This window comes from Paraburkholderia aspalathi (genome assembly GCF_900116445.1).
GTDB classification, from domain to species: domain Bacteria; phylum Pseudomonadota; class Gammaproteobacteria; order Burkholderiales; family Burkholderiaceae; genus Paraburkholderia; species Paraburkholderia aspalathi.
Window position 1 is genome coordinate 170098 of sequence record NZ_FPBH01000013.1, and the last position, 21332, is coordinate 191429.

18 protein-coding genes are annotated in these 21332 nt (G+C 62.2%); 13 read left to right on the forward strand and 5 right to left on the reverse strand.

Annotated features, from left to right (window positions below):
- Positions 1–5: 5 nt before the first annotated feature.
- Positions 6–770, reverse strand: a complete 765-nt coding sequence (locus tag BM438_RS20905; protein ID WP_093637037.1) for a DUF3348 domain-containing protein — start codon at positions 768–770, stop codon at positions 6–8.
- Between the two features lie 424 nt (positions 771–1194).
- On the opposite strand from BM438_RS20905, the gene BM438_RS20910 reads away from it, so the two are divergent.
- Both BM438_RS20910 and BM438_RS20915 read left to right on the forward strand, forming a co-directional pair.
- Positions 1195–2886, forward strand: coding sequence for a purple acid phosphatase family protein (locus BM438_RS20910; RefSeq protein WP_093637040.1), 1692 nt, complete (start codon positions 1195–1197; stop codon positions 2884–2886).
- A gap of 144 nt (positions 2887–3030) precedes the next feature.
- Entirely contained in the window at positions 3031–3342 is a 312-nt protein-coding gene (locus BM438_RS20915; RefSeq protein WP_054033629.1) for a hypothetical protein, read from the forward strand.
- A gap of 65 nt (positions 3343–3407) precedes the next feature.
- Here the strand turns inward: BM438_RS20915 and gcvA (BM438_RS20920) are convergent, their stop codons facing one another.
- Positions 3408–4325 carry a transcriptional regulator GcvA gene (gene gcvA, locus BM438_RS20920; RefSeq protein WP_234487546.1) on the reverse strand — a complete coding sequence of 306 codons (918 nt, stop codon included), beginning with the start codon at positions 4323–4325 and terminating at the stop codon, positions 3408–3410.
- Between the two features lie 111 nt (positions 4326–4436).
- Between gcvA (BM438_RS20920) and BM438_RS20925 the strand changes: the two genes are divergently transcribed.
- The 8 genes from BM438_RS20925 (at position 4437) to BM438_RS20960 (ending at position 14465) form a co-directional block, all read left to right on the forward strand.
- Complete coding sequence (locus tag BM438_RS20925; RefSeq protein ID WP_093637042.1) at positions 4437–5282, forward strand: transketolase; 846 nt, start codon at positions 4437–4439, stop codon at positions 5280–5282.
- Positions 5279–6277, forward strand: coding sequence for a transketolase family protein (locus tag BM438_RS20930; RefSeq protein WP_200620653.1), 999 nt, complete (start codon positions 5279–5281; stop codon positions 6275–6277). Before BM438_RS20925 ends, BM438_RS20930 begins: the two co-directional genes overlap by 4 nt.
- A gap of 96 nt (positions 6278–6373) precedes the next feature.
- Positions 6374–7138, forward strand: coding sequence for an SDR family NAD(P)-dependent oxidoreductase (locus BM438_RS20935; protein ID WP_054033623.1), 765 nt, complete (start codon positions 6374–6376; stop codon positions 7136–7138).
- 155 nt (positions 7139–7293) lie between these two features.
- Complete coding sequence (locus BM438_RS20940; protein ID WP_054034227.1) at positions 7294–8337, forward strand: TRAP transporter substrate-binding protein; 1044 nt, start codon at positions 7294–7296, stop codon at positions 8335–8337.
- Positions 8338–8341: 4 nt separating this feature from the next.
- On the forward strand, positions 8342–10201 hold the full coding sequence (locus BM438_RS20945) for a TRAP transporter large permease (protein WP_093637047.1): 1860 nt from the start codon (positions 8342–8344) through the stop codon (positions 10199–10201).
- A 235-nt stretch (positions 10202–10436) separates the two neighbouring features.
- Entirely contained in the window at positions 10437–12392 is a 1956-nt protein-coding gene (gene tkt / locus BM438_RS20950) for a transketolase (RefSeq protein ID WP_244179414.1), read from the forward strand.
- A gap of 18 nt (positions 12393–12410) precedes the next feature.
- A complete protein-coding gene (locus BM438_RS20955; RefSeq protein WP_093637052.1) occupies positions 12411–13376 on the forward strand; it encodes a D-2-hydroxyacid dehydrogenase in 966 nt (321 codons plus the stop codon).
- A 672-nt stretch (positions 13377–14048) separates the two neighbouring features.
- A complete protein-coding gene (locus tag BM438_RS20960; protein ID WP_143131732.1) occupies positions 14049–14465 on the forward strand; it encodes a hypothetical protein in 417 nt (138 codons plus the stop codon).
- Between the two features lie 24 nt (positions 14466–14489).
- Here BM438_RS20960 and BM438_RS20965 read toward each other — a convergent pair whose 3' ends face one another.
- The gene (locus tag BM438_RS20965; RefSeq protein ID WP_093637058.1) at positions 14490–15002 is read right to left on the reverse strand and encodes a DUF3455 domain-containing protein; all 513 of its coding nucleotides are present in this window, start codon (positions 15000–15002) and stop codon (positions 14490–14492) included.
- Positions 15003–15257: 255 nt separating this feature from the next.
- On the opposite strand from BM438_RS20965, the gene BM438_RS20970 reads away from it, so the two are divergent.
- The gene (locus BM438_RS20970) at positions 15258–16409 is read left to right on the forward strand and encodes a peptidyl-alpha-hydroxyglycine alpha-amidating lyase family protein (protein ID WP_093637061.1); all 1152 of its coding nucleotides are present in this window, start codon (positions 15258–15260) and stop codon (positions 16407–16409) included.
- Here the strand turns inward: BM438_RS20970 and BM438_RS20975 are convergent.
- Both BM438_RS20975 and BM438_RS20980 read right to left on the reverse strand, forming a co-directional pair.
- The gene (locus tag BM438_RS20975; protein ID WP_244179413.1) at positions 16390–17697 is read right to left on the reverse strand and encodes a TAXI family TRAP transporter solute-binding subunit; all 1308 of its coding nucleotides are present in this window, start codon (positions 17695–17697) and stop codon (positions 16390–16392) included. The genes BM438_RS20970 and BM438_RS20975 overlap by 20 nt on opposite strands.
- Positions 17698–17855: 158 nt before the next feature.
- Positions 17856–18578, reverse strand: a complete 723-nt coding sequence (locus BM438_RS20980; protein WP_093637067.1) for a response regulator — start codon at positions 18576–18578, stop codon at positions 17856–17858.
- Positions 18579–18861: 283 nt separating this feature from the next.
- Between BM438_RS20980 and gcvA (BM438_RS20985) the strand changes: the two genes are divergently transcribed.
- Positions 18862–19782, forward strand: coding sequence for a transcriptional regulator GcvA (gcvA, locus tag BM438_RS20985; protein WP_093637069.1), 921 nt, complete (start codon positions 18862–18864; stop codon positions 19780–19782).
- A 182-nt stretch (positions 19783–19964) separates the two neighbouring features.
- Positions 19965–21164 (forward strand): aminotransferase class V-fold PLP-dependent enzyme, encoded by a 1200-nt coding sequence (locus BM438_RS20990; RefSeq protein ID WP_093637072.1) that lies wholly within the window; start codon positions 19965–19967, stop codon positions 21162–21164.
- Positions 21165–21332 lie beyond the last annotated feature (168 nt).

Consider the following 21332-nt stretch of genomic DNA (forward strand, 5'->3'; position numbering starts at 1 on the left):
CCCAGTTAGCAGGTGCGAAGGGCGGCGAGCAGCCCCTCGACCGGTTGTAAACGAACATCCAGTTCGGCCAGCAACACGCTCTGCATTTCCTTGCGGAACGTGTTCAGCCACGTGCCGGGTGTGGCGGGTGTGGCGGACGGGACGGTTGCGGCGTCCCCCGAGGCTTCCGCGTCGGCCAGCGTCTGTTGCTCCGCCTCGCGCAAACGCTCGAAGTGCCCCTTCAGCAAGCCCGGCACGGCGGCCAGCAGACTCCGCTCACGCTCGCTGAGCGCGCGCTCCATCACGGCGTCCATCACCGCAAGCCGGGCCATGGCGGGCGTTCTGGCGGCCAGCATGGCCCGCAGGCGGGCGCGTAGGGTGCCGATGCCCGTCTCCATCGACTGCTGCATGGAGAGGTAGCGCTGACGGAAAACCGCATAGTCGACCGGCGCATCCGCCGGGGCGCCTTGCGGGAGCGCCTGCGCTGCCGACCCGCGACGCCTCGCGACGGCAAACACGCTATCGCCGACGATGGCATCCGCCAACGACGCGCGCACGCGGGCGCACTCGCTCTCTTCAGCGTCGCTGAAGGCGCGTGCGCCGCCGGCGACGGCTGGCGGAGCGTTGCTCAGCGCCGAGGACAACGCGATCGCGTCGGTCCAGCCGAGCCATTGGCTTAGCCGGTCCGAAAGCGACTGGCTGGATTCGGGAACATCGACGTCCGTCAGGCGAGCAAGTAAACGAATGAGCGCCGGACCACTGAAAGCTGTGCGCTGTGGGGCTTGCACCATACCACCAGAGTCAAAAAAGTCAGCAGTTTACACGGCGGCGGGGTGAGGGATGCAGCCCCTTAATGAACGGGCGGGGCAAGCGAGGGGTTTCAGCGCGGCCAACAGGCCGAACGCGATGTGGTGATTTGGGCCTCCATGAGGGTTTTTACGAGGTTAATTCGGCGGCTTCTACACCGTCTATCGACTGAACGGTCACGGCGATCGGGTGGCGCGATGCACCGCGCCGACGCGGTGTAGTTTCTCCCGAAAGAGCCGGCACGGCACCGCCCACGTCCAGCCATTTCATCTGCCTGTCATAGCTTCGCGACTAGGATGCCCTGTCACTTCTGTCGCACCCTGGTCCGGCACGGCATTCGCGGCGCATATCGCGCCGTGCGCTCGCCGTCCGCGTTGCCGACCTTCCACCCCCATACAAAAACTCGACATGACAAACAAGAAAATCGACAAGGATTTGCCGACCGATCAGGGCGCTAGCATCGTCTCGCGCCGTGGCTTTCTGAAGTTTGCAGGCGCATCGAGCCTCGCGACGGCTGCGGGCACGCTCGCGTCGGCGGCGCGGGCCGCGAACGGCGCGCCCGACGGTACGCCGGAGCAGGTCCACCTGACCTGGGGCAACGATCCGACGAGCGAGGTGACCGTGTCATGGGCGTCGCCGGCACCGGCGGTCAATCCGCTGGTGCGCTTAAGCGGCGGGGGCGGGGCAAGAGTAACGGTGCACGGCGTGCAAAGCACCTATACCGATGGCATCAACGGCGAGGTCGTGTTCACCTATCACGCGCGTCTGCGTGGCCTGAAGGCGGACACGAGCTACGAGTACGAGGTGAGCGCCGACAACGACAGCAACGCGGCTCAGCCCTTCACCGCGAGCTTCCGCACGGCGCCGCGCGGCCGCGCGCCATTTCGCTGGACCAGCTACGGTGATCTCGCGACGCCCAACACTGGCTGGGTCCTGTCGTCGCCGCAAAGCCGTTTTGCGGTTCAGGCCGTCGAGCGATTTCAGCCGCTGTTCCACCTGCTCAACGGCGATCTCTGCTACGCCAATCTGAACCCGATGAGCCAGCCCGACGTGTGGCGCGATTTTGGCAACAACTGCCAGACTTCGGCGTCGAACCGTCCGTGGATGCCCTGTCCGGGCAATCACGAGCTCGAATTCCACAATGGCGAACAGGGCCTCGCCTCGTATCTCTCGCGCTACACGCTGCCGGAGAATCACACGCGCTTCCAGGGTCGCTGGTACAGCTTCCGCGTGAGTTCGGTGCTCTTCATTTCGCTCGATGCGGATGACGTGGTCTATCAGGACGCGGCTGCGTTCGTGGGCGGCCCGGCTCCCCTGGTGCCGGTGGCGAGCACCGGCAATCCGCCGATTCAGCCGGGCACGTCGCTCTATGTGCGCGGCTATAGCGAGGGCGAGCAGACCCGCTGGCTCGAGAGGACATTGCGCCGGGCGGCGGAAGACGGCGAAGTCGACTGGATCGTCGTGCAGATGCATCAGGACGCGCTGAGTTCATCGAAGACCGGCAATGGCTCCGACAAGGGCATCCGCGAGGCGTGGCTGCCGCTGTTCGACCGCTATGGCGTCGATCTGGTGCTGTGCGGGCATGACCATGATTACGAGCGCAGCTATCCCGTGCGCGGCTGCAATCACAACAAGGGCACCGATATCGCCACAGGGCGCGTAGTCGATACGCTGCAGCCGCGGCCGGTGATGTCGGCAGTATCGTCGGGCGCATCGACGTTCGATACGAGTCACGGCACGATTCACCTGATTCTCGGCGGTGGCGGCACGAGTGCGCCGCTCGACGTGTATGGGGTGGATCTCGGTACCGGCTTGCCGCAGGCGCGTATTTTCACGCGGCCGAATCGTCCGGTTGCCGGAACGACTGCGGGTACGTTTGTGCGTGCCGCCGCGGATGCCGTTGAAGATGCGGTGTGGTCGGCGCAACGGGATACGGGCACGGGCTACGGCATCGCGGTGTTCGACCATGATCCGGGTCATCCGGGTGGCGATACCACGATCACGATGAACTACTACCACGCGCCGGGTGCGGACCAGACGCCGACGCAGAACTACGAGTTGTTCGAAACGATCGAGTTGAAGAAGAAGCGTCGAGGGTAAGTTCAACGCGATTTCACGTGTCGTGATTTGAAGCCGGGCAGTGTCACCTGCAGACTAGACTCCCTTAAATAGAAACGGTAGGCTGTCAGTGCTGGTGACTCTGTTTGGCTATGCTGGTCTTGAACGACAACGTGGAGCCTGCACATGGACGTGAGCACTGAAACGCTGGTGGAACTGCTGCGGGAAGTAGAGGCCGACGACCCGATCGACTACGCGGACCTTCCATTCGGAGAACAGGAACTCAGGCGGCTCGTCATGAGTTCGCTGGTCGAGCGTCACCACCAGGTCGAAGCAGGCAACATGTCGATCTCCGATATCCACGCGCTGTATCTGCTGAGCACCGCCAAGCTCGTTCTCGAGAATACGGTGCTTCACGCGAGGCTGCTTCTGCTCCAGGGGCAGCAGGTCGATGTACGGTCACTGCTTGCACCGTTCACCCTCAAAGGCAAATCTTAAAGGCCGGTAGTCGGCACTGTCTCCGGCAGCGCATTGCGCATGACCGGACCAGTGCCGCACGCGCATCACTTCTGAAGTTCCGCAAACAGCCAATCCTGAAAGCTATGCAGCTTCGGCAATTCGGCGCGAGATTTCAACAGGTTCAGCGTATAGCCATTTACCGGAAGTCCTTCCAGACCGAACGGCGCCACTAGTCGCCCCGTTTCCAGTTCACGCTGCGCCAGAAGCAGGCTTTCGAGGCAGACGCCCAAGCCGTCCACCGCCGCGCTGATCGCCATGAACGATCGATCGAAACGCGGACCGCGTCCAATATCGAGCCGCGTCTTGCGATATAGACGCATCCAGTCTCTCCATCCGACCAGACACCCCTCGCTATGAATCAGCGCATGGTGCGGTAAATCCGCGACGCTGCGCAGCGGATGTTCTCCGGTCATCAGCGCGGGCGAGCACAACGGCACGATCGTCTCGGGCGGCAACTCGAGCACCATCGTGCCGGCCGGCTGCAACTTTCTCGGGCCGTAGCGGATGTCGATATCTACCGCTTCCGAGATCAGATCAACCGCCTCTGAAGAGGCATTCAAGCGCACGTCGATATCCGGATGCGCCGCGCTGAAACGCGCGATGCGCGGCATTAGCCATTGAGTCGCAAAACTGGGCGTGCAGTGGATCGTGAGGATGTCGCTCTTGGCGGCGCGCCCGATCTCGCGCGTGGCTGAGTCGATTCGCGCGAAGGCCGCGGTGATTTCCTCAGCGTATTGCCGCCCGTAGTCCGTCAGGATCACCGTGCGGTGCAGCCGATGAAACAGACGAATGCTCAATTGCTCTTCCAGCAGCTTGATCTGATGGCTCACGGCTGAGGGCGTGACAAACAGTTCGTCTGCTGCGAGCGCAAACGAAGAGAGCCGCGCGGCGGCCTCGAATGCCTGTATCGACTTGAAGGTGACGCGATTGTGCATGGCAGCATCAAGGTGAATTGAATTCATCCATTGGTCCATCTTAATTCGTTTGAGCGCGTGTGAGCGCGAGATTACGCTTGAGTCACTGGGATCGGCATCACAGCGGCCCCTGCGAAGCGATCCCCAAGGAGACAAACAGTGACCACTAGCGAAACCGCGCCGTACGCCCAACTCGCGGAGCACGCCTATCAGATTCGCCGCAACGCGCTGCGCATGGGCGAAGTGCAGGGGCAGGGTTATATCGGCCAGGCGCTCGATATTGCCGATGTCCTCGCCGTTGCCTACTTCCGCGCCATGCGCTTTCGCGCCGATGATCCCGAATGGGAAGGCCGCGACCGCTTTCTGCTATCGAACGGTCACTACGCCATCGCGCTGTACGCCGCGCTGATCGAAGCCCGCATCATCGCCGACGAAGAACTGGAAACCTACGGCAGCGACGACAGCCGTCTGCCGATGTCCGGTATGGCGAGCTATACGCCCGGCATGGAGATGTCAGGCGGCTCGCTCGGGCAGGGACTGACGATCGCGGTGGGCCGCTGCCTGGGCCTGAAGCGCAAAGGCTCGGATGCCCGCGTCTACACGTTGTTCTCCGACGGCGAACTCGATGAAGGCGCGATCTGGGAAGGGTTGATGTCGGCCGCCCACTGGAAGCTCGACAACCTGATCGCAATGGTCGACGTCAACAACCAGCAGGCCGACGGCCCGTCGTCGAGCGTCATGGCGTTCGAGCCGCTGGTCGACAAACTCCAGGCGTTCGGCTGGTTCGTGCAACGCGTGGACGGCAACGATCTCGCGGCCGTCGTCGCCGCGTTCGATGCGGCACACGCGCATCCGGAAGCGCAACCGCGAATCATCGTCTGCGATACGCGGATGGGGTGTGGCGTGCCGTTCCTCGAAGCGCGCGAGAAAAATCACTTTATCCGCGTCGATGCCCACGAGTGGCAACTCGCGCTGCAGGCACTGGAAGCCGGGAGAACCGTATGAGCGCCGCCGTACCGAAACCCCGTCTGAAAACGTCGGCGATGATCGCCTCGATCGCCGGTGAAGGGCAGATCACCCGCTCGGCCCCGTTCGGCCACGCCCTGGTCGAACTGGCGCGCAACCGGCCCGAAGTGGTCGGCATGACCGCCGATCTCGGCAAGTACACCGACCTGCATCTGTTCGCAAAGGAATATCCGGAGCGCTACTACCAGATGGGCATGGCCGAACAGCTGCTGATGGGCGCCGCGGCCGGCATGGCGCACGAAGGCGCGCAGCCGTTCGTCACCACCTACGCCGTGTTCGCCGCGCGCCGTGCCTACGACTTCATCCATCAGGCGATTGCCGAGGACAACCTCGACGTCAAGATCGTCTGCGCGTTGCCGGGCCTCACGACCGGCTACGGCCCGAGCCACCAGGCGGCAGAAGATCTCGCCCTGTTCCGCGCGATGCCGAACCTCACGGTGATCGATCCGTGCGACGCCATCGAAATCGAGCAGATGGTGCCGGCCATCGCCGACCATCGCGGGCCCGTGTATGCGCGGCTGTTGCGCGGCAACGTGCCGGTCGTGCTCGACGAATACGACTACCAGTTCGAACTCGGCAAAGCGAAGCTGCTGCGCGACGGCGCCGAGGTGCTGATCATTTCGTCCGGGATCATGACGATGCGCGCGCTGGAAACGGCGAAGGCGCTGGCTGCCGATCGCATCGACGTAGGCGTGCTGCACGTGCCGACCATCAAGCCACTCGACACCGCCACGCTGCTGCGCGAAGCGCGCCGCTCCGGCCGACTTGTCGTGGTGGCGGAGAACCATACGGTGATCGGCGGTCTGGGCGAAGCGGTGGCCGCCGTGCTGCTGACCAATGGCGTCACACCGCCGTTCCGTCAGATCGGTTTGCCCGACGCGTTTCTCGACGCTGGTGCGCTGCCGACCTTGCACGACCGCTACGGCATTTCGACCGAGGCGATGTGCGACACGATCAAAGGCTGGCTGCGGTAAAGGTTCATCAAGGCGGGTAAGTGCCGCAAATACGCGCACTTACCAATAGCAAACAATTCAGCAAACCATAAGCTTCATATTCAGGAGATCCGCATCATGTCAGAGTCACGTCTACTCGACGGCAAGGTCGCCGTCATTTCCGGCGGCGCGTCGCCGCGCGGCATCGGTATGGCGACCGCCCGCATGTTCGCGGCGCACGGCGCACGCATCGCCATTTTCGATCTCGACGAAAATGCCGCGGTCGAAGCCGCTGCGTCGATTGGGCCCGAACATCGCGGCTACGTTTGCAATGTGACCGACCGTGGCGCCTGCCAGGCTGCTGTCGAACGCACCGTCGCCGATTTTGGTTCGATCGATATCCTGATCAACAATGCCGGCATTACGCAGGCTGCCAAGCTGCTCGAGATCGATCCGGAAAGCTGGGACCGTATTCTCGACGTCAATCTGCGCGGCGTGTTGTATCTGTCGCAAGCGGTCGTCCCGCAGATGAAGAAGCAGAAGAGCGGCTCGATCGGCTGCATGTCGTCGGTATCGGCGCAGCGCGGCGGCGGCATTCTCGGCGGCCCGCATTACTCGGCGGCGAAGGCCGGCGTGCTGGGCCTTGCCAAAGCGATGGCGCGCGAACTCGGCAACGACGGCATCCGCGTGAACTGCGTGACGCCGGGGCTGATTCAGACCGACATCAACGCAGGCAAGATCAGCGACGACAAACGCGGTGAAATTCTCGCGGGCATTCCGCTCAATCGTCTGGGCGTACCCGACGATGTGGCCGGCGCTTTCCTGTTCCTCGCGTCGAACCTGTCGTCGTATATCACCGGCGCGGTGATCGATGTGAACGGCGGCATGCTGATTCACGGCTGACGCCTAACGGCAGGACGGGCCGTCAGGCGGGGGGCCGGCGGCGATGGGGACCACGTAGTAGAGAACAGACGACCGCGGCGAGCAACACGTGCAGCCGCCGCGGTTCAGATTCCAAAACCATAACGACGCGCGATCCAGCATTGGAGGAAGACACCATGACAACCCGTTCGAACGCCCCGCAGGGCATTAGCCGCCGCACCTTTCTGAAGGCCGGTGCAACCTTATCCGCCGCCGCGCCGTTATGGAGCATCTCGCGAAGCGCGATGGCGGCCCCCGAGTTTTCGTACAAACTCGCCACCGGCCAGGACCCGACACATCCGGTTAACATCCGCGCGCAAGAGGCGATCAATCGTATTCGCGAAGCGACCAAGGGCCGCCTCGATATCAAACTCTTTCCGCAGAATCAGCTTGGCTCCGACACCGATCTGCTGTCGCAGGTGCGCAATGGCGGCGTCGAGTTCTTCAACCAGGCGTCGTCGATTCTGGCGACGCTGACGCCCGCCGCAGGCATCGTCAACACCGGCTTCGCGTTCAAGGACTACGACGCGGTCTGGAAGGCGATGGACGGCGATCTCGGCAACTACATCCGCGCGCAGATCGGCAAGTCGGGCCTCGTGTCGGTGAGCAAGGTGTGGGACAACGGCTTCCGGCAGATCAGTTCATCGACGCGGGCATTGCGCGCACCGGCTGATCTGAAAGGCTTCAAGATTCGCGTGCCGCAAGCACCGATGCTGACCTCGCTGTTCAAGGCGCTCGACGCCGGCCCCGCGCCGATCAATTTCAACGAGCTTTATTCGGCCTTGCAAACCGGCGTGGTGGAAGGTCAGGAAAACCCGCTGCCGATCATCGCGACGGCCAAGCTCTATGAAGTGCAGAAGTACATCAGCCTCACGTCGCACGTGTGGGACGGTTACTGGATTCTCGGTAATCGCGCCGCGTGGGAGCGCCTGCCTGCGGACATTCGCGCGATCGTCACACGTGAATTCGAAAGCGCCGCGATGCTGCAACGCGCGGATATCGCCAGGCTCAGCCTCTCCTTGCGCGACGACCTGAAAAAGAAGGGCATTACGTTTATCGATGTCGACCGGGACGCGTTCCGTGGCGCGCTGGCCAAGACGAGTTTTTATCACGACTGGAAAGCCAAGTACGGCGACGAGGCGTGGGGACTGATGGAGAAGTCCGTCGGAAAACTGGGGTAATGCGATGATCTCAATCTCCTATTCGCACGAGCGGCAGCATCGGTTCGCCTGTGCGCTCGACTCCACTCTCGGTCATCTGGTGGAGATTCCCGCTGCGTTGCTGGTGTTGGCGGAAATTGTCGTGCTGCTGGCTGGCGTGACGAGCCGCTATCTGCTGCACGCGCCGCTCGTGTGGTCCGATGAACTCGCGTCGATGCTGTTCCTGTGGCTCGCCATGCTTGGCGCCGTGATCGCGTTGCGGCGCGGCGAGCATATGCGGATGACGGCGCTGGTCGGCATGGCGCCGCCAGGTGTGCGCGCCTTTCTCGACGTGGTCGCGATCGCGGCGCCGATCGCGTTCCTCGCGATGGTGATCGGCCCGGCGATCAGCTTCGCGCAGGACGAATCGTTCATCACCACGCCGGCACTCGAATTGTCGAACTCGTGGCGCGCGGCTGCCTTGCCGGTTGGTTCGGCGCTGATGCTGCTGGTGGCCGTGGTACGGCTCGCCCGCATGGGCAACTGGCGCCTGACGCTCGCCGCAATCGCAACGGTCGGCGCGCTGGCCGGCATCTTCATTGCACTCGGTCCGTTGCTGCGCGATCTCGGCAATATCAACCTGCTGATCTTCTTTGTCGGTCTGGTCGCGCTCGGTGTGTTGAGCGGCGTGCCGATTGCCTTCTCGTTCGGACTCGCGACCTTCGGCTATCTTGCGCTGACCACGAATACGCCGATGCCGGTGGTAGTCGGCCGGATGGACGAGGGCATGTCGCATCTGATCCTGCTTTCGGTGCCGCTCTTTGTGTTTCTCGGCCAGTTGATCGAGATGACCGGCATGGCCGCGGCGATGATCGCGTTTCTCGCGAGCTTGCTGGGTCACGTGCGCGGCGGACTGTCCTATGTGCTGGTCGGCGCGATGTATCTGGTGTCGGGCATATCGGGCTCAAAAGCCGCGGACATGGCGGCAGTCGCGCCCGTGCTGTTTCCCGAGATGAAAGCGCGTGGTGCGAAGCCGGGCGATCTGGTCGCGCTGCTGGCCGCTACCGGCGCGCAGACCGAGACGATTCCGCCGAGCCTCGTGTTGATCACGCTCGGTTCCGTGACTGGCGTGTCGATCTCGGCGCTCTTCACGGGCGGCATGCTGCCGGGCATCGTGCTGGCGATCACCTTGTGCATCGTGGTGCAGTGGCGTTATCGGCGCGAAGACATGTCGGGCGTCAAGCGTGCGACGGGCGTCGAGATTCTGCGCAAGTTCGTCATCGCGTTTCCTGCGATTGCCTTGCCGTTCGTGATCCGCGCCGCGGTGGTCGAAGGTATTGCAACGGCGACCGAAGTCTCGACCATCGGCATTGCGTATGCGGTGCTGGCGGGCTTGCTGATCTATCGCCGTTTCGAGTGGAAGCGGCTCAAGCCGATGCTGATCGACACCGCAACGTTGTCCGGCGCGATTCTGCTGATCATCGGCGCGGCGACGAGCATGGCGTGGGCGTTGACGCAATCGGGCTTCTCAGGACAGCTTGCGCAAACGCTCGGCGCACTGCCTGGCGGCGCAGCGATGTTCATGGCTGCATCCATCTGCGTGTTCGTGATTCTCGGCAGCGTGCTCGAAGGCATTCCGGCGATCGTGCTGTTCGGCCCGCTGATGTTCCCGATCGCGCGGCAGATGGGCATTCACGACGTGCACTACGCGATGGTAGTGATCCTCTCGATGGGCGTGGGCCTGTTCGCACCGCCGTTCGGCGTGGGTTATTACTCGGCTTGCGCGGTGAGCCGCATTCATCCCGACGAAGGCATGAAGCCGATTCTTGGTTATATCGCTGCGTTGATGGTCGGGTTGATCATCGTCGCTGCGGTGCCGTGGATTTCGACAGGTTTCCTGCATTGATCCGCTGACGTATGAGGCTGCGCGGTGCCGCCTCATACGACGTTCTTCCGCCTGATCCGATCTGTTTCGTTTTGATTGCCACCGCCCTGCGTGTCGGGGCGGCGTAGAGGAGCCTTTTGCCATGTCCACCACTGAAGCTCAGTCTGCTGCACCGATTGCTTCGCTTACGCCATCGACTTCGCTATCGGCCGCAGCGACGCAAACGCAATCTAGTCAGCAAGGGGCGCAATTGCCAATGGCCGACGCGATCCGCTTCCTCTCCATCGATTCAATTCTGCGGGCCGGTGAAGGCCATCAGGGGGTGCCGCTCGGCATGGCCGAAATCGCGACGGCGTTGTTCACCCGGCACCTGAAATTTAATCCCGCTGATCCAACCTGGCCCGACCGCGATCGCTTCGTGCTATCCAACGGCCACGGTTCGTTGCTGCTGTATTCGCTGCTGTATCTGACCGGCTATGCGGCGATCGGGCTCGACCAGCTCAAGACCTTCCGCGAACTCGGTTCGCATTGCGCGGGGCACCCCGAGTATGAGCCGGCGCATGGTATCGAGGCGACCACTGGTCCATTGGGGCAAGGCATTGCCAACGCGTTCGGCATGGCCATCGCCGAAGCGTATCTCGCGGCGAATTTCGGCCGCGAGCTCGTCGATCACTACACGTATGCATTCGTCGGCGACGGCTGTCTTCAGGAGGGCATCGGTCAGGAAATGATCTCGCTGGCCGGGCATCTGCGGCTCGGCAAACTGATCCTCTGCTGGGATGACAACCAGATCACCGACGACGGCAGCACTTCACTCTCCATCAGCGAGGACGTCTGCGCGCGATTTCGTGTCGCCGGTTGGCAGGTGATTGAAGTCGACGGCCACGATCTCGAAGCGGTCAGTGCGGCGTTGACGATTGCGCGCGCCGATCCGCGGCCCTCGATGATCGCGTGCAAGACGGTTATCGGCCGCGGTATCGCACGCTTGCAAGGACAGCGCGGCGGCCATAGCGGCAAGCTGTTCCAGGCGGATGCCGACGCGGCGCGCGCACAACTCGGCTGGCCGCACGCACCGTTCGACGTGCCCGCCGATGTCCTCGGCGCGTGGCGCGAAGCGGGCCGTCGCAGCAGCGAGGAATACAACGCGTGGCATGCACGTCTCGCCGCGTTGCCGGACGCGCAGTGCGCCGAGTTCGAACGGGTTATGGCGGGCGGTTTGCCGGAAGGCTGGCGTGACGTGCTCGACGCTTACCGCAAGCGTGCGGTGGAACGCGACGAGCCGCAGCCTGGCATCACCGTGTCCGGCGAGATCAGCGATCTGTTCGCGCCGCTGCTGCCTGAACGCATGGTGGGTTGCGCCGATCTCGAAGCGCCTACGGGCCACAAACGCCAGTTGCACGCCTTCACCGCGGACGATCACAGCGGCGCATACGTCCACTGCGGTGTGCGCGAGCATTTGATGGGTGCGATGGCCAACGGCATGGCTGCGCACGGCGGCATCGTCGCGACCAGCGTCACGTATCTGGCGTTCTCCGACTATCAGCGCCCGGCGATGCGCATGGCCGCGCTGATGGGTCTGCCGGTGCACTACGTGTTCAGCCACGACTCGATCGGCGTCGGCAAAAACGGGCCGACGCATCAACCTGTGGAGATACTTGCTTCGTTACGCGCCATGCCGAATATGCGCGTGCTGCGTCCCGCAGATGCGGTGGAGGCCGCCGAGTGCTGGGCGCTCGCCCTCGAACATCGGCACGGGCCGAGCACGTTGATTTTTGCAAGGCAGGCGTTGCCGCTGGTGCGCCGCGAATATAGCGCCGAGTCGTTGTCGCGACGCGGTGCTTATGTGCTGGCCGAAGCGGAGGGCGGTGCGCGTATCGTCACGTTGTTGGCCACCGGCTCCGAGGTCGCGCTGGCGTTGCAGGCACGCCTTCAGTTACAGGAAGAGGGCATTGCGACCGCCGTGGTGTCGATGCCGTGCTGGGAACTTTTCGATGAACAGGACGCCGACTATCGCGCCGCGGTTTTGGGTCCGAACACGGTGCGCGTCGGTATCGAGGCGGCACTGCGTTTCGGCTGGGACCGCTATCTGGGCGAGCGCGGTGGTTTTGTCGGGATGACGGGCTTCGGTGCTTCGGCTTCCGCGGAGACGTTATACGAGCACTTCGGTATCACCACGCAGCATGTCGTGGCCGAAGCAAAGCGGCATCTGTAAATCAACAAGGACATGAGCATGCATAAGATCGCCTTTCTCGACCGCGCCACACTTGCGCCGCAAATCATGTTGCGCGAACCGCGCTTCGATCATCAGTTGATCGAGTATGAAAACACGTCGTCTGAGCAGGTGTTGCAGCGGCTCGCCGGCGTGTCGATCGCGATCATCAACAAGGTGGCGCTGACGCAGGACGTGCTCGCTCAATTGCCCGATCTGAAGCTTGTCGCCATCGCGGCCACGGGCACCGATTGCGTCGATAAAGCGGCTTGCCAGCGGCTCGGCATCGCCGTGTGCAATATTCGCGGCTATGCAATCAACACGGTGCCCGAGCACACCTTCGCACTGATACTCGCGCTGCGGCGCAATCTGATCGCGTATCGCGAAGACGTGCTCGCCGGCGAGTGGCAGAAGTCGGGGCAATTCTGTTTCTTCACGCACGCGATTCACGATCTGGCCGGCGCGCGTCTTGGCATCATCGGTGAAGGCGTGCTCGGTCAGCGTGTCGCGGAACTTGGCAAAGCCTTCGGCATGCAACCGATGTTCGCCGCGCACAAGGGACGTGACGGTCTGGGTCCGCTTTACACGCCGTGGGACGAAGTGCTCGCGACCAGCGACATCATCACTGTGCACAGTCCGCTCACACCGAACACGCGAAACATGCTGGCCATGCCTGAGTTCCGCGCGATGAAAAGAAAGCCCTTGATCATCAACACGGCGCGCGGCGGCCTGGTCGATGAAGGTGCATTGGTGCAGGCGCTTGACGAAGGTTTGATCAGCGGTGCAGGGTTCGATGTGACCACAAGCGAACCGCCTCCTGAGGACAATCCGCTGATGCGCGCGGCGGCTCGCCCGAACGTCATTCTGACGCCGCATGTTGCGTGGGCGTCGGACGAGGCGCAACAGTGTCTTGCCGATCAATTAATGGACAACATTGAAAACTTCGTCAACGGTGTGCCGACCAATCTGGTGCAAGGGGCATATTGATTGACAGCGCACGCGGCGTCACGCTGCGTGCGGATCGTCCGACAAATCGCGTGCGCATCGATCGCAAACAGAACTAGTTCGTTGCCGACAAAAATCTGACTACTCCGGACGAGAAAATTACCTCTCGCCAACCGTATGGTCCATCAAATCGACCTGTAGTCCCCCATGGCCGCGGGTGTAGAGAATGCCCGCGCGTTTCTGACGATCTTGCCCCGACTTCGTGGCGGGTCACCACAGGTTATTTTTTCGCATTAGCATAAGAGAGATGTCCCGTGCCGTTCGGTGGAGTGAATCACCGGACCATTGCCACCGGGCAATCAACGTGTGCGGGTCGCGCAAATTATCCCCACATCAATCCATCGCAGGTTCACGCTGCGAACTTGCCGTTCGGCATGCTCTTCGAGCCAACGGCCATCATCAATCCAATCGTCTCGATTGAACGAATCGTTGGTTAATATGAGGAATGTACGTACATCATTTATTGTCGGAGTGCTTCTCCTCGAGTTGGTGTTCGGTGCTTTTCTACTGCTACAAAAAAGCCATCGCTCGACAGTCGACCCCGACGCTGCGACAAGCGGTTCGACGGAATTGGCCGCGACTTCGCCCCCATTGGGTGACACCCATGTGACGGCGGGAAGTGTGATCGGTGCGGCGCCTCTTTCCGGCAACACAGTGACCGACCCCAAGCAGTCAACAAACGGGACTGTGGTGACCGTGTCCGGCTCGCCAGTGGACGACGTCGTGCCATTGCCGCAGGCGAACACGCGGCCACGCGAATCGGTCGCCGTTCGTGCTTATGCCGAGTCGAAGACCAACCCCGTGTTGCGAACCGATGGCACGCGTGACAGTCTGCGTCGCCATGGCCCGAATCCGGTCGCGGCCGCGATCACGGATCAGTTGGTCAAGGAGTCCGCGAAACTCGATCCGGGTTTGCCGCCGCCGGCCCAAGTCCAGGCCCAAGCCAGTCATGACGACTCGTATCGTACTGGCTCGAACCCGGTTGCGGCCGCAATGACTGACCAGCTGGTGAGAGAGTCCGCGAAGCTCGATCCGTCACTGCCGCCGCCGAATCAGTCCGACTTGAAGTAAGCGCGCGACGCGAAGCTTGAGCGGCTACCGGTAGAACACGTAGTCCGCGAGATAGGGCGAGCTTCCGGCTTGATGTTCTGTTGAACACGGTGCTGTCGGCGCTAGCCCGCCGACGGTATGCAAGCGCTGCACATACCGCACTGCTGACAGTGGGCCACTGCCGGCCGTGCTATGCGTTTCGAGCAATAGTTGGGGAATGCTCGCCCGTGTTTCGCTGGGTCGCTGTGCCAGCACGTGGCCGACGATCCGGCTGCCATCTTCCATTTCCCAGGACGGACCCGCGCCGTGCCGGACCGTAGCTTGGCCGCTCGCATCGTAGAGCGTTGCCAGTGGGCTCTTGAACACCCATCCCAGCTGATGCTGCGCGTCGAATTCACACGAATAGTTCTGTACACCTGACGCGGTGAGCGTCATCACGCGCTCGGCTTGAGGTGGATCGATGGATGTGCTCGGGGGATTTGCTGGCGGCGTTGCACACGCGGCCAGCAGGGATACGGCGATGGTTGCGAAGCCTGCTTGTGAAACTTTTCTGAGCATGGATATCCCCTTGAATGAAACACGGCGCATGGCGGTTGCGGTCGTTGAGTACCGGTGAACTGAATAGTACGGATGGTACGCGTGATCTCCACGGCTAACCTGACACCAATCAGCTGACTCCAGTCACCCGCGGCTACTCGGTGTATCCTCGCCGTGCAAGACCTACCGCGCCTGTTGTTCGGACATGCCGGATGCATCGGCGCGAAAACCGACAACGCTGCTGTCCCGCACAGCAAGCGAAAAGGAGGCAAGCCGATGAACGATCAACACCCGTACTCTTGTCTATGCTGCAGCGACTCTCAGAGCGCTGCCTTCAGCCGCCGCCGCTTTCTCACCCTGGCGGCCGAAAGCGCCGCAGCGCTTACTCTCTTCCCCAGTCTCGCCTACGCGGATTCTGTCCCGACCATCGCTTACGAGTCGGTTCCCAATCTGCTGCATCTCCCACGTGACGTTTATTTCGGCGAGTGTTCGGGCGTGAGCTTTAACTCGAAGGGGCATATTTTTGTGCTCTCGCGCGGCAATTCGATCGGACCGGCTTACGGCGCCGCCGCGGCTCAGCTTCTAGAGTTCGCGCCGGACGGTCGGTTCGTCCGCGAAATTGGCCACAACCTGTATGCCTGGTCGTTCGCACACACGGTCAAGGTCGACCGGCACGACAACATCTGGGTGACCGACAAGGGTTCCGACATGGTGATCAAGTTCACGCCGGACGGACGCGTCGCCATGGTTTTCGGTCGTAAGCAGGAAGCGGCAGACGAGGAAACGGGCCCGCTCAAGCATCCGAATCCGCCTTTGCCGTCGGAGCCGGGGCGCTTCAGGCAAGTCACCGACGTCGCCTGGGACAGCGCTGACAACACCTATATCAGCGACGGGTATATCAACTCCCGTGTGGCGAAAGTCGACAAGGACGGCAACTGGCTCAAATCGTGGGGCGAACGCGGGACGGGTCCGGGTCAGTTTCATACGCCGCACAGTATCGCTGTCGATGCCAAAGGCCTCGTGTATATTGCCGATCGCAGCAACCGTCGCATTCAGGTTTTCGACGGCGAGGGTAATTTCCAGCGGCAGTTCACCATCGACGTACCGGTCCCGCCTGGCGCTCAACCCGCGATCGGCAGCGTTCCCGATGAAGCGACGATAGCCGCCGGCACTTTTGCACCGGGCTCACCGTGGGCGATCTGCATTTCTCCCGGCCCGAATCAGGTGCTTTACTGTTCCGATGCGTTTCCGGGGCGCATCTACAAACTGACGCTCGAAGGAAAGCTGCTCGGCATGCTGGGTCAATCCGGCAAGCAACTGAAGCAGTTCGGCTGGATTCACCAGATGGCCTGTCCGTCCGAGAACGTGCTGTTTGTCGCCGAGCTGTTGAACTGGCGAGTTCAGAAGCTCATGCTGCGTCCGACGTAGCTTGGTCCGCAACGCGTGAAATTCTGTTCCGTACTACGGCAATCGCCTGCTTGAGCGCATACACGTCCTGGAAATAACGCTGCGGCATCCGGATCTGATTGGCATTGGCATCGATGTGCTCGATCTCGTCCTGCCATTGTGCAATCTGGTCCGGCGTTGGATGGCTGGTTTTCCATATTTCGTCTTCGAGCGCCTTGATCTCGCGATACCAGACAACCAGGCGTTTCTTTATGCGCGCCTCCGCCATGCGCGGCAACGCCTGCAGCAGGCCGAGCAATAAAGCCATGAAGGGGAGCAGGATCAGCAGACGTCGTTCGATAAAGCTGGCCAGCCAGAATGGCAGGTAGCGTTGCAGGAAGGGGCGGCCCGTTTTGAAGTAGCGCTCGCTCTCTTCGGCAACAGGAAAGTCCGCGGTATTCAGATTGGGAAACACGCCAAGCGGCGTGAAGTAATCTTCGCCGCCGTGGACGGTTTTAGCAGCGTCCAGCAACAGGTAGACGAGTGCAGGGTGTAGCGTGTCTTTGGCGACGAGCAAGGCGGTGGCGGCGAGCAGCGTAACGTCCGCTTGCGGCAGATCGTTGACGATGCTGGTCGCGGCGCGTGGAAAAATAACCTTGGATAGCGATGGGAATTTCTGTATCAGCGCATCGGCCTGTACAAAACTCATCAGCTTGAGATCGCTGTTCAGCAGTGTGGTCTGCATGGGCGCATCAGGCCTGCCGATAAAGAATGCTGCATCCAGCTGACCGTTTTCGAGGGCTTGATAGGATTTGACCGCGTCCATCTCGAGCAGCTTTGTGTTGTCGCGTGTGACGCCGCTGTACCCGAGCAATACCTGCGAGACGTTCAGCAGGCCACTGCCAGGAACACCGATTGAAACTCTCTTGCCACGTAGTTGTGCCAGCCGGGTGATGGTGGAGTCACCACGGTAGAACACCCAGATCGGTTCATAGGAGACGGCGGCGATCGTCTGCAGGTGATCGGTTTCTTTCGGGCTGGTGGTGCCGGACTGGATGAAGCCCACCTCGTATTCGCTGTTGGGGTCACTCAGCCGCTGATAGTTTTCACTCGACCCCGACGAACTGCGGATATCGAGCTTGATGCCGTCACGCTTCAGGATGGGTGCATAACGATCTGCAAAGCCGCGATAGATCCCGTTGTCTGCACCGGTTGTGATGACGATGGTGTGCCGGAAGGCGGGCTCGAGTATGACCCAAAGCCCCCAACCAAGCGCGGCGATCAGCGCGATCACGCCGGCGATGAGAAGCCGCCGGCGACCCGGTGTCATAGGGCGTTTTTCGTTGCGATGAAGCGCTGGGTTGTGCCTGGGCATTGTTCGCCTCTCGCGCGCGGGTGGTGTCTGACAGCCAGCATGGATAATGCAGTGCCGTGCACGCCTTGTCCATATCCGCACTCGAGCTTGCGATTGCCGTAGCGCGTGAAGACTCAGTGCGTCGAGGACGGTTGCGCGCCGTCCGGCACAAATACATAACCATGACTGCGGACGGTCTGGATGAACCTCGGCGCGGAAGGGTCCGCTTCGAGAAGCCTGCGCAACCGCCAGACCTGGACATCGACCCCGCGGTCGGTATGATCGTCCTCCGGGCCGTGCAGCAATTCAAGCAGGCGCTCACGGGTAAGCGTGCGCATGGGGTGACTGACGAAGATCTTAAGCAGCGCGAATTCTCCCGCCGATAGCGTGAGCCGGTTGCTCTCCGTCTTGAGCGTGCGCAACTGAAGGTCCAGCGTGAACGGGCCGAATCCGAGGACTTCGTGTTTTTCCCGCGCGGCGGTCGAGGCAGACAGGGTTCGTCGTCGCAATACGGCACGCATGCGGGCAAGGAGTTCGCGCGGATTGAAGGGTTTGCCGATGCAGTCGTCCGCGCCCATTTCGAGCCCCACGATCCGGTCCATGTCGTCGGGTCCCGAGGCCAGAATCACGGGGACGGTGTTGCCCGCGGCGCGTAGCGTGCTCAGCGCGGCGAGGCCATTCACACCGTGCATGATCTGGTCGAGGACGATCAGATCAGGTGGATTCCGTTCGATGTGTTCCCCGAGCGACTTCACCTCGTGCAATACGGAGACCGCCATGCCTTCTCGTCCGAGAAAGTCGGCCAGCGACCCGAGTAGTTCGACATCGTCGTCAACGACCAGAATTTGAGTTGTCATAGTAGGGAAATCGAACGCATAGGCCGGCAAGCAGGGGGTGCAATAACGTTGGCCGCCACGTCACGACTGCTGGTTTGCCGCACCAGCTTTCAGTGTCGTCAGGCTGCTCGTGACTCCGCGAACGTTGTGCTTCAGCTGCTTTAACGGAGCAACCTGTGGGAATCCGTCGCTGAATGCCGGCTTTTTTTAAGCGTCGTGGAGCCCATCGAGAACGCCAGGCCCGCGTCTTCCCTGGCAAGGTGGCGTAGCATGGCAAACTCCTCGCGCCTATCGTCCATGCCCGATGCATCCGACTCGCCCATTACCGCCTTTGCTGTCGTTACGTGCCTTTGAAGCAGCCGCGAGGCGTCTGAGTTTCAGCCATGCGGCTCAGGAACTCTTCGTGACCCAAAGTGCCATCAGCCACCAGATCCAGAAGCTGGAAGCGGACCTGGGCGTCGCGTTGTTCGAACGACGCACGCGCGCCATCGAACTCACGCCGGAGGGAAGGGCGTACTACGAAAAGGTGCACGCGGCATTCGAACTCCTGCGGGCCGGCACCAGCGAGGTTCGCGCCCACGCCGACGAGCGCGTCACGTTGACGGTCGGGTTGTTGGCGTCGTTTGCGACGCGCTGGCTGGCGCCGCGCCTGCATGCATTCTCGGCCGCCCATCCCGGTATCGACTTGCAATTGCGTCCGGAGATCGCGCTTGCCGACGTGTCCGGCGGCGAGGTCGACGTGGCGATCCGTTACGGCCGCGGCGGCTGGCCGGGCGTGCGTTCGCAGCAGCTCATGCCGGAGCGTCTGTCACTGGTTTGCATCCCGTCCCTCGTCGACGGAAAGAGCCGTCCGCGCAAGCCGCAGGACCTGCTGCGCTTTCCACTGCTGGCGTCGTATTCGAAACATGCGTTCGAGTGGGAAGTCTGGGCGCATCGTTTCGGGCTGGACCTGACCCGGGCGCAGCGCGTGCAACTGCATGACTACAATATCGTCGTTGAAGCGGCCCTCGCCGGGCAGGGCATCGCCATGGGCCGTCACCGGCTGATTGCCCAGCAACTGGCGAGCAAGGCACTGGTCGAGGTGTTGCCCGACGCGGTGCTCGACGACCCTCGCATTGGTTGGTGGCTCGTGATGCCCAAGGGGACGTTGGGCGACCCGGCGTCCGCATTCCGCGCGTGGATCACGCAGGCAGCGGCGCAAGACTCGTTGGACCGCACGCATTAGTTTCGCTCATGCATCGAGTGGAAAAACTGATTTGCCACTTGCTGGTCTAGCAAATAGGATCGGGAGTCCCTTACGATCGGACACGCGTGATATGACCTCTTCGATGCCCGCGCCGATCCTCGGACATAAGCCGCTATCTCCCTGACTCAAGCGTGAACCCACCGCGCGTTATTGGACCGACCATGCCTTCTCCTCTTTCGCCTTCTGCCGTCGATGCGTTGCGCGCCCTTACGCCCGGTGCTCAAAGCACCACGCATTTCAATCACGCGGGAGCCTCGCTGCCGTCGTCCGCCACGCTGGAGGCGATGCGCGCCCACCTTTGGCTCGAAGCCACGATGGGTCCGATGGAAGCCGGCATCGCCGGGCGTGAGCAGTCTGAGCGCGCTCGCTTGCTTGTTGCGCGACTGCTGAACGCCCGTCCGGCGGAGATCGCCCTGACAAGCGGCAACTCGGCAGGGTGGGGGCGCGCATTCGCCGCGCTAGGACCGTGGCAATCCGGCGAACGGATCCTGGTCGGGCGTCACGAGTGGGGCGGGAATCTGGCTGCCATGCGCCTGTCGGCCCAGCGCGCAGGGGCGTCGATCGAAGTCATTCCGTCCGATTCCAGCGGCGCCGTGGATCCGCAGGCGCTGGAGGCCATGCTTGACGACCGTGTGCGCCTGATTGCGCTGACCTGGTTGCCGGCGAACGGCGGGCTGATCAATCCGGCTGCGGCGATCGGGCAGGTCGCACGCCGCCACGGCATCCCCTACTTCGTCGATGCCGCCCAGGCGATTGGACAACTCCCCATCGACGTCGCCAAGGTGGGTTGCGATGTCCTCACCGCTCCGTGCCGCAAGGCGCTGCGTGGTCCGAGAGGCACAGGCCTGTTGTATGTGCGGGAGGATTTTCTGCCTCGCTTGACGCCGGCTTTCGTCGACATACGATCCGCGCCGCTGGGTGCAGACGGAGAGCCCGTCTTGCGCGACGACGCGGTGCGTTTCGAGGCGGCGGAAGCCGCGCCAGCGCTGCATTGCGGCCTGGCTAACGCATTGGAAGAGGCGTTGGAGATCGGCGTTGAAAATATTCGCGCGCGGATCGACAGCGTGGCACGCGCGTTGCGCGGCCAAATCGCGGAGATTCCCGGTGTGACGGTGCTGGACCAGGGCCGCGAGCAATCCGGGCTGGTGGCGTTCAACATAGCAGGTCTGGAGGCAGCGTCGGTGCAGCGCAGTCTGGCGGATCAGGGTGTCACGATCGGCAGCAACGGTGTCCCGTACACGCCTCTTGATATGGAATCCAGAGGACTTAAACAGATCGCGCGCGCGTCGGTCAGCTATCTGACTACTGAGGCGGAAATTGGCAGACTGCTGGATGGAATCCGCAAGTTGGCAATCCAGTGACCCTTTGCGCGTTTGGTTTGCTTGGATCTGAGGGGATACCAATTCTCATTCGTACGGTCGAGCCTGCCATGCACTATGCTGCGCTAACGGGTGCCGCACATGAGCCGCGTGATGCCATGCACCAAACAGCATCACGCGAAGTGCGTTGCCTGAGCGGCGTGGCGTAGC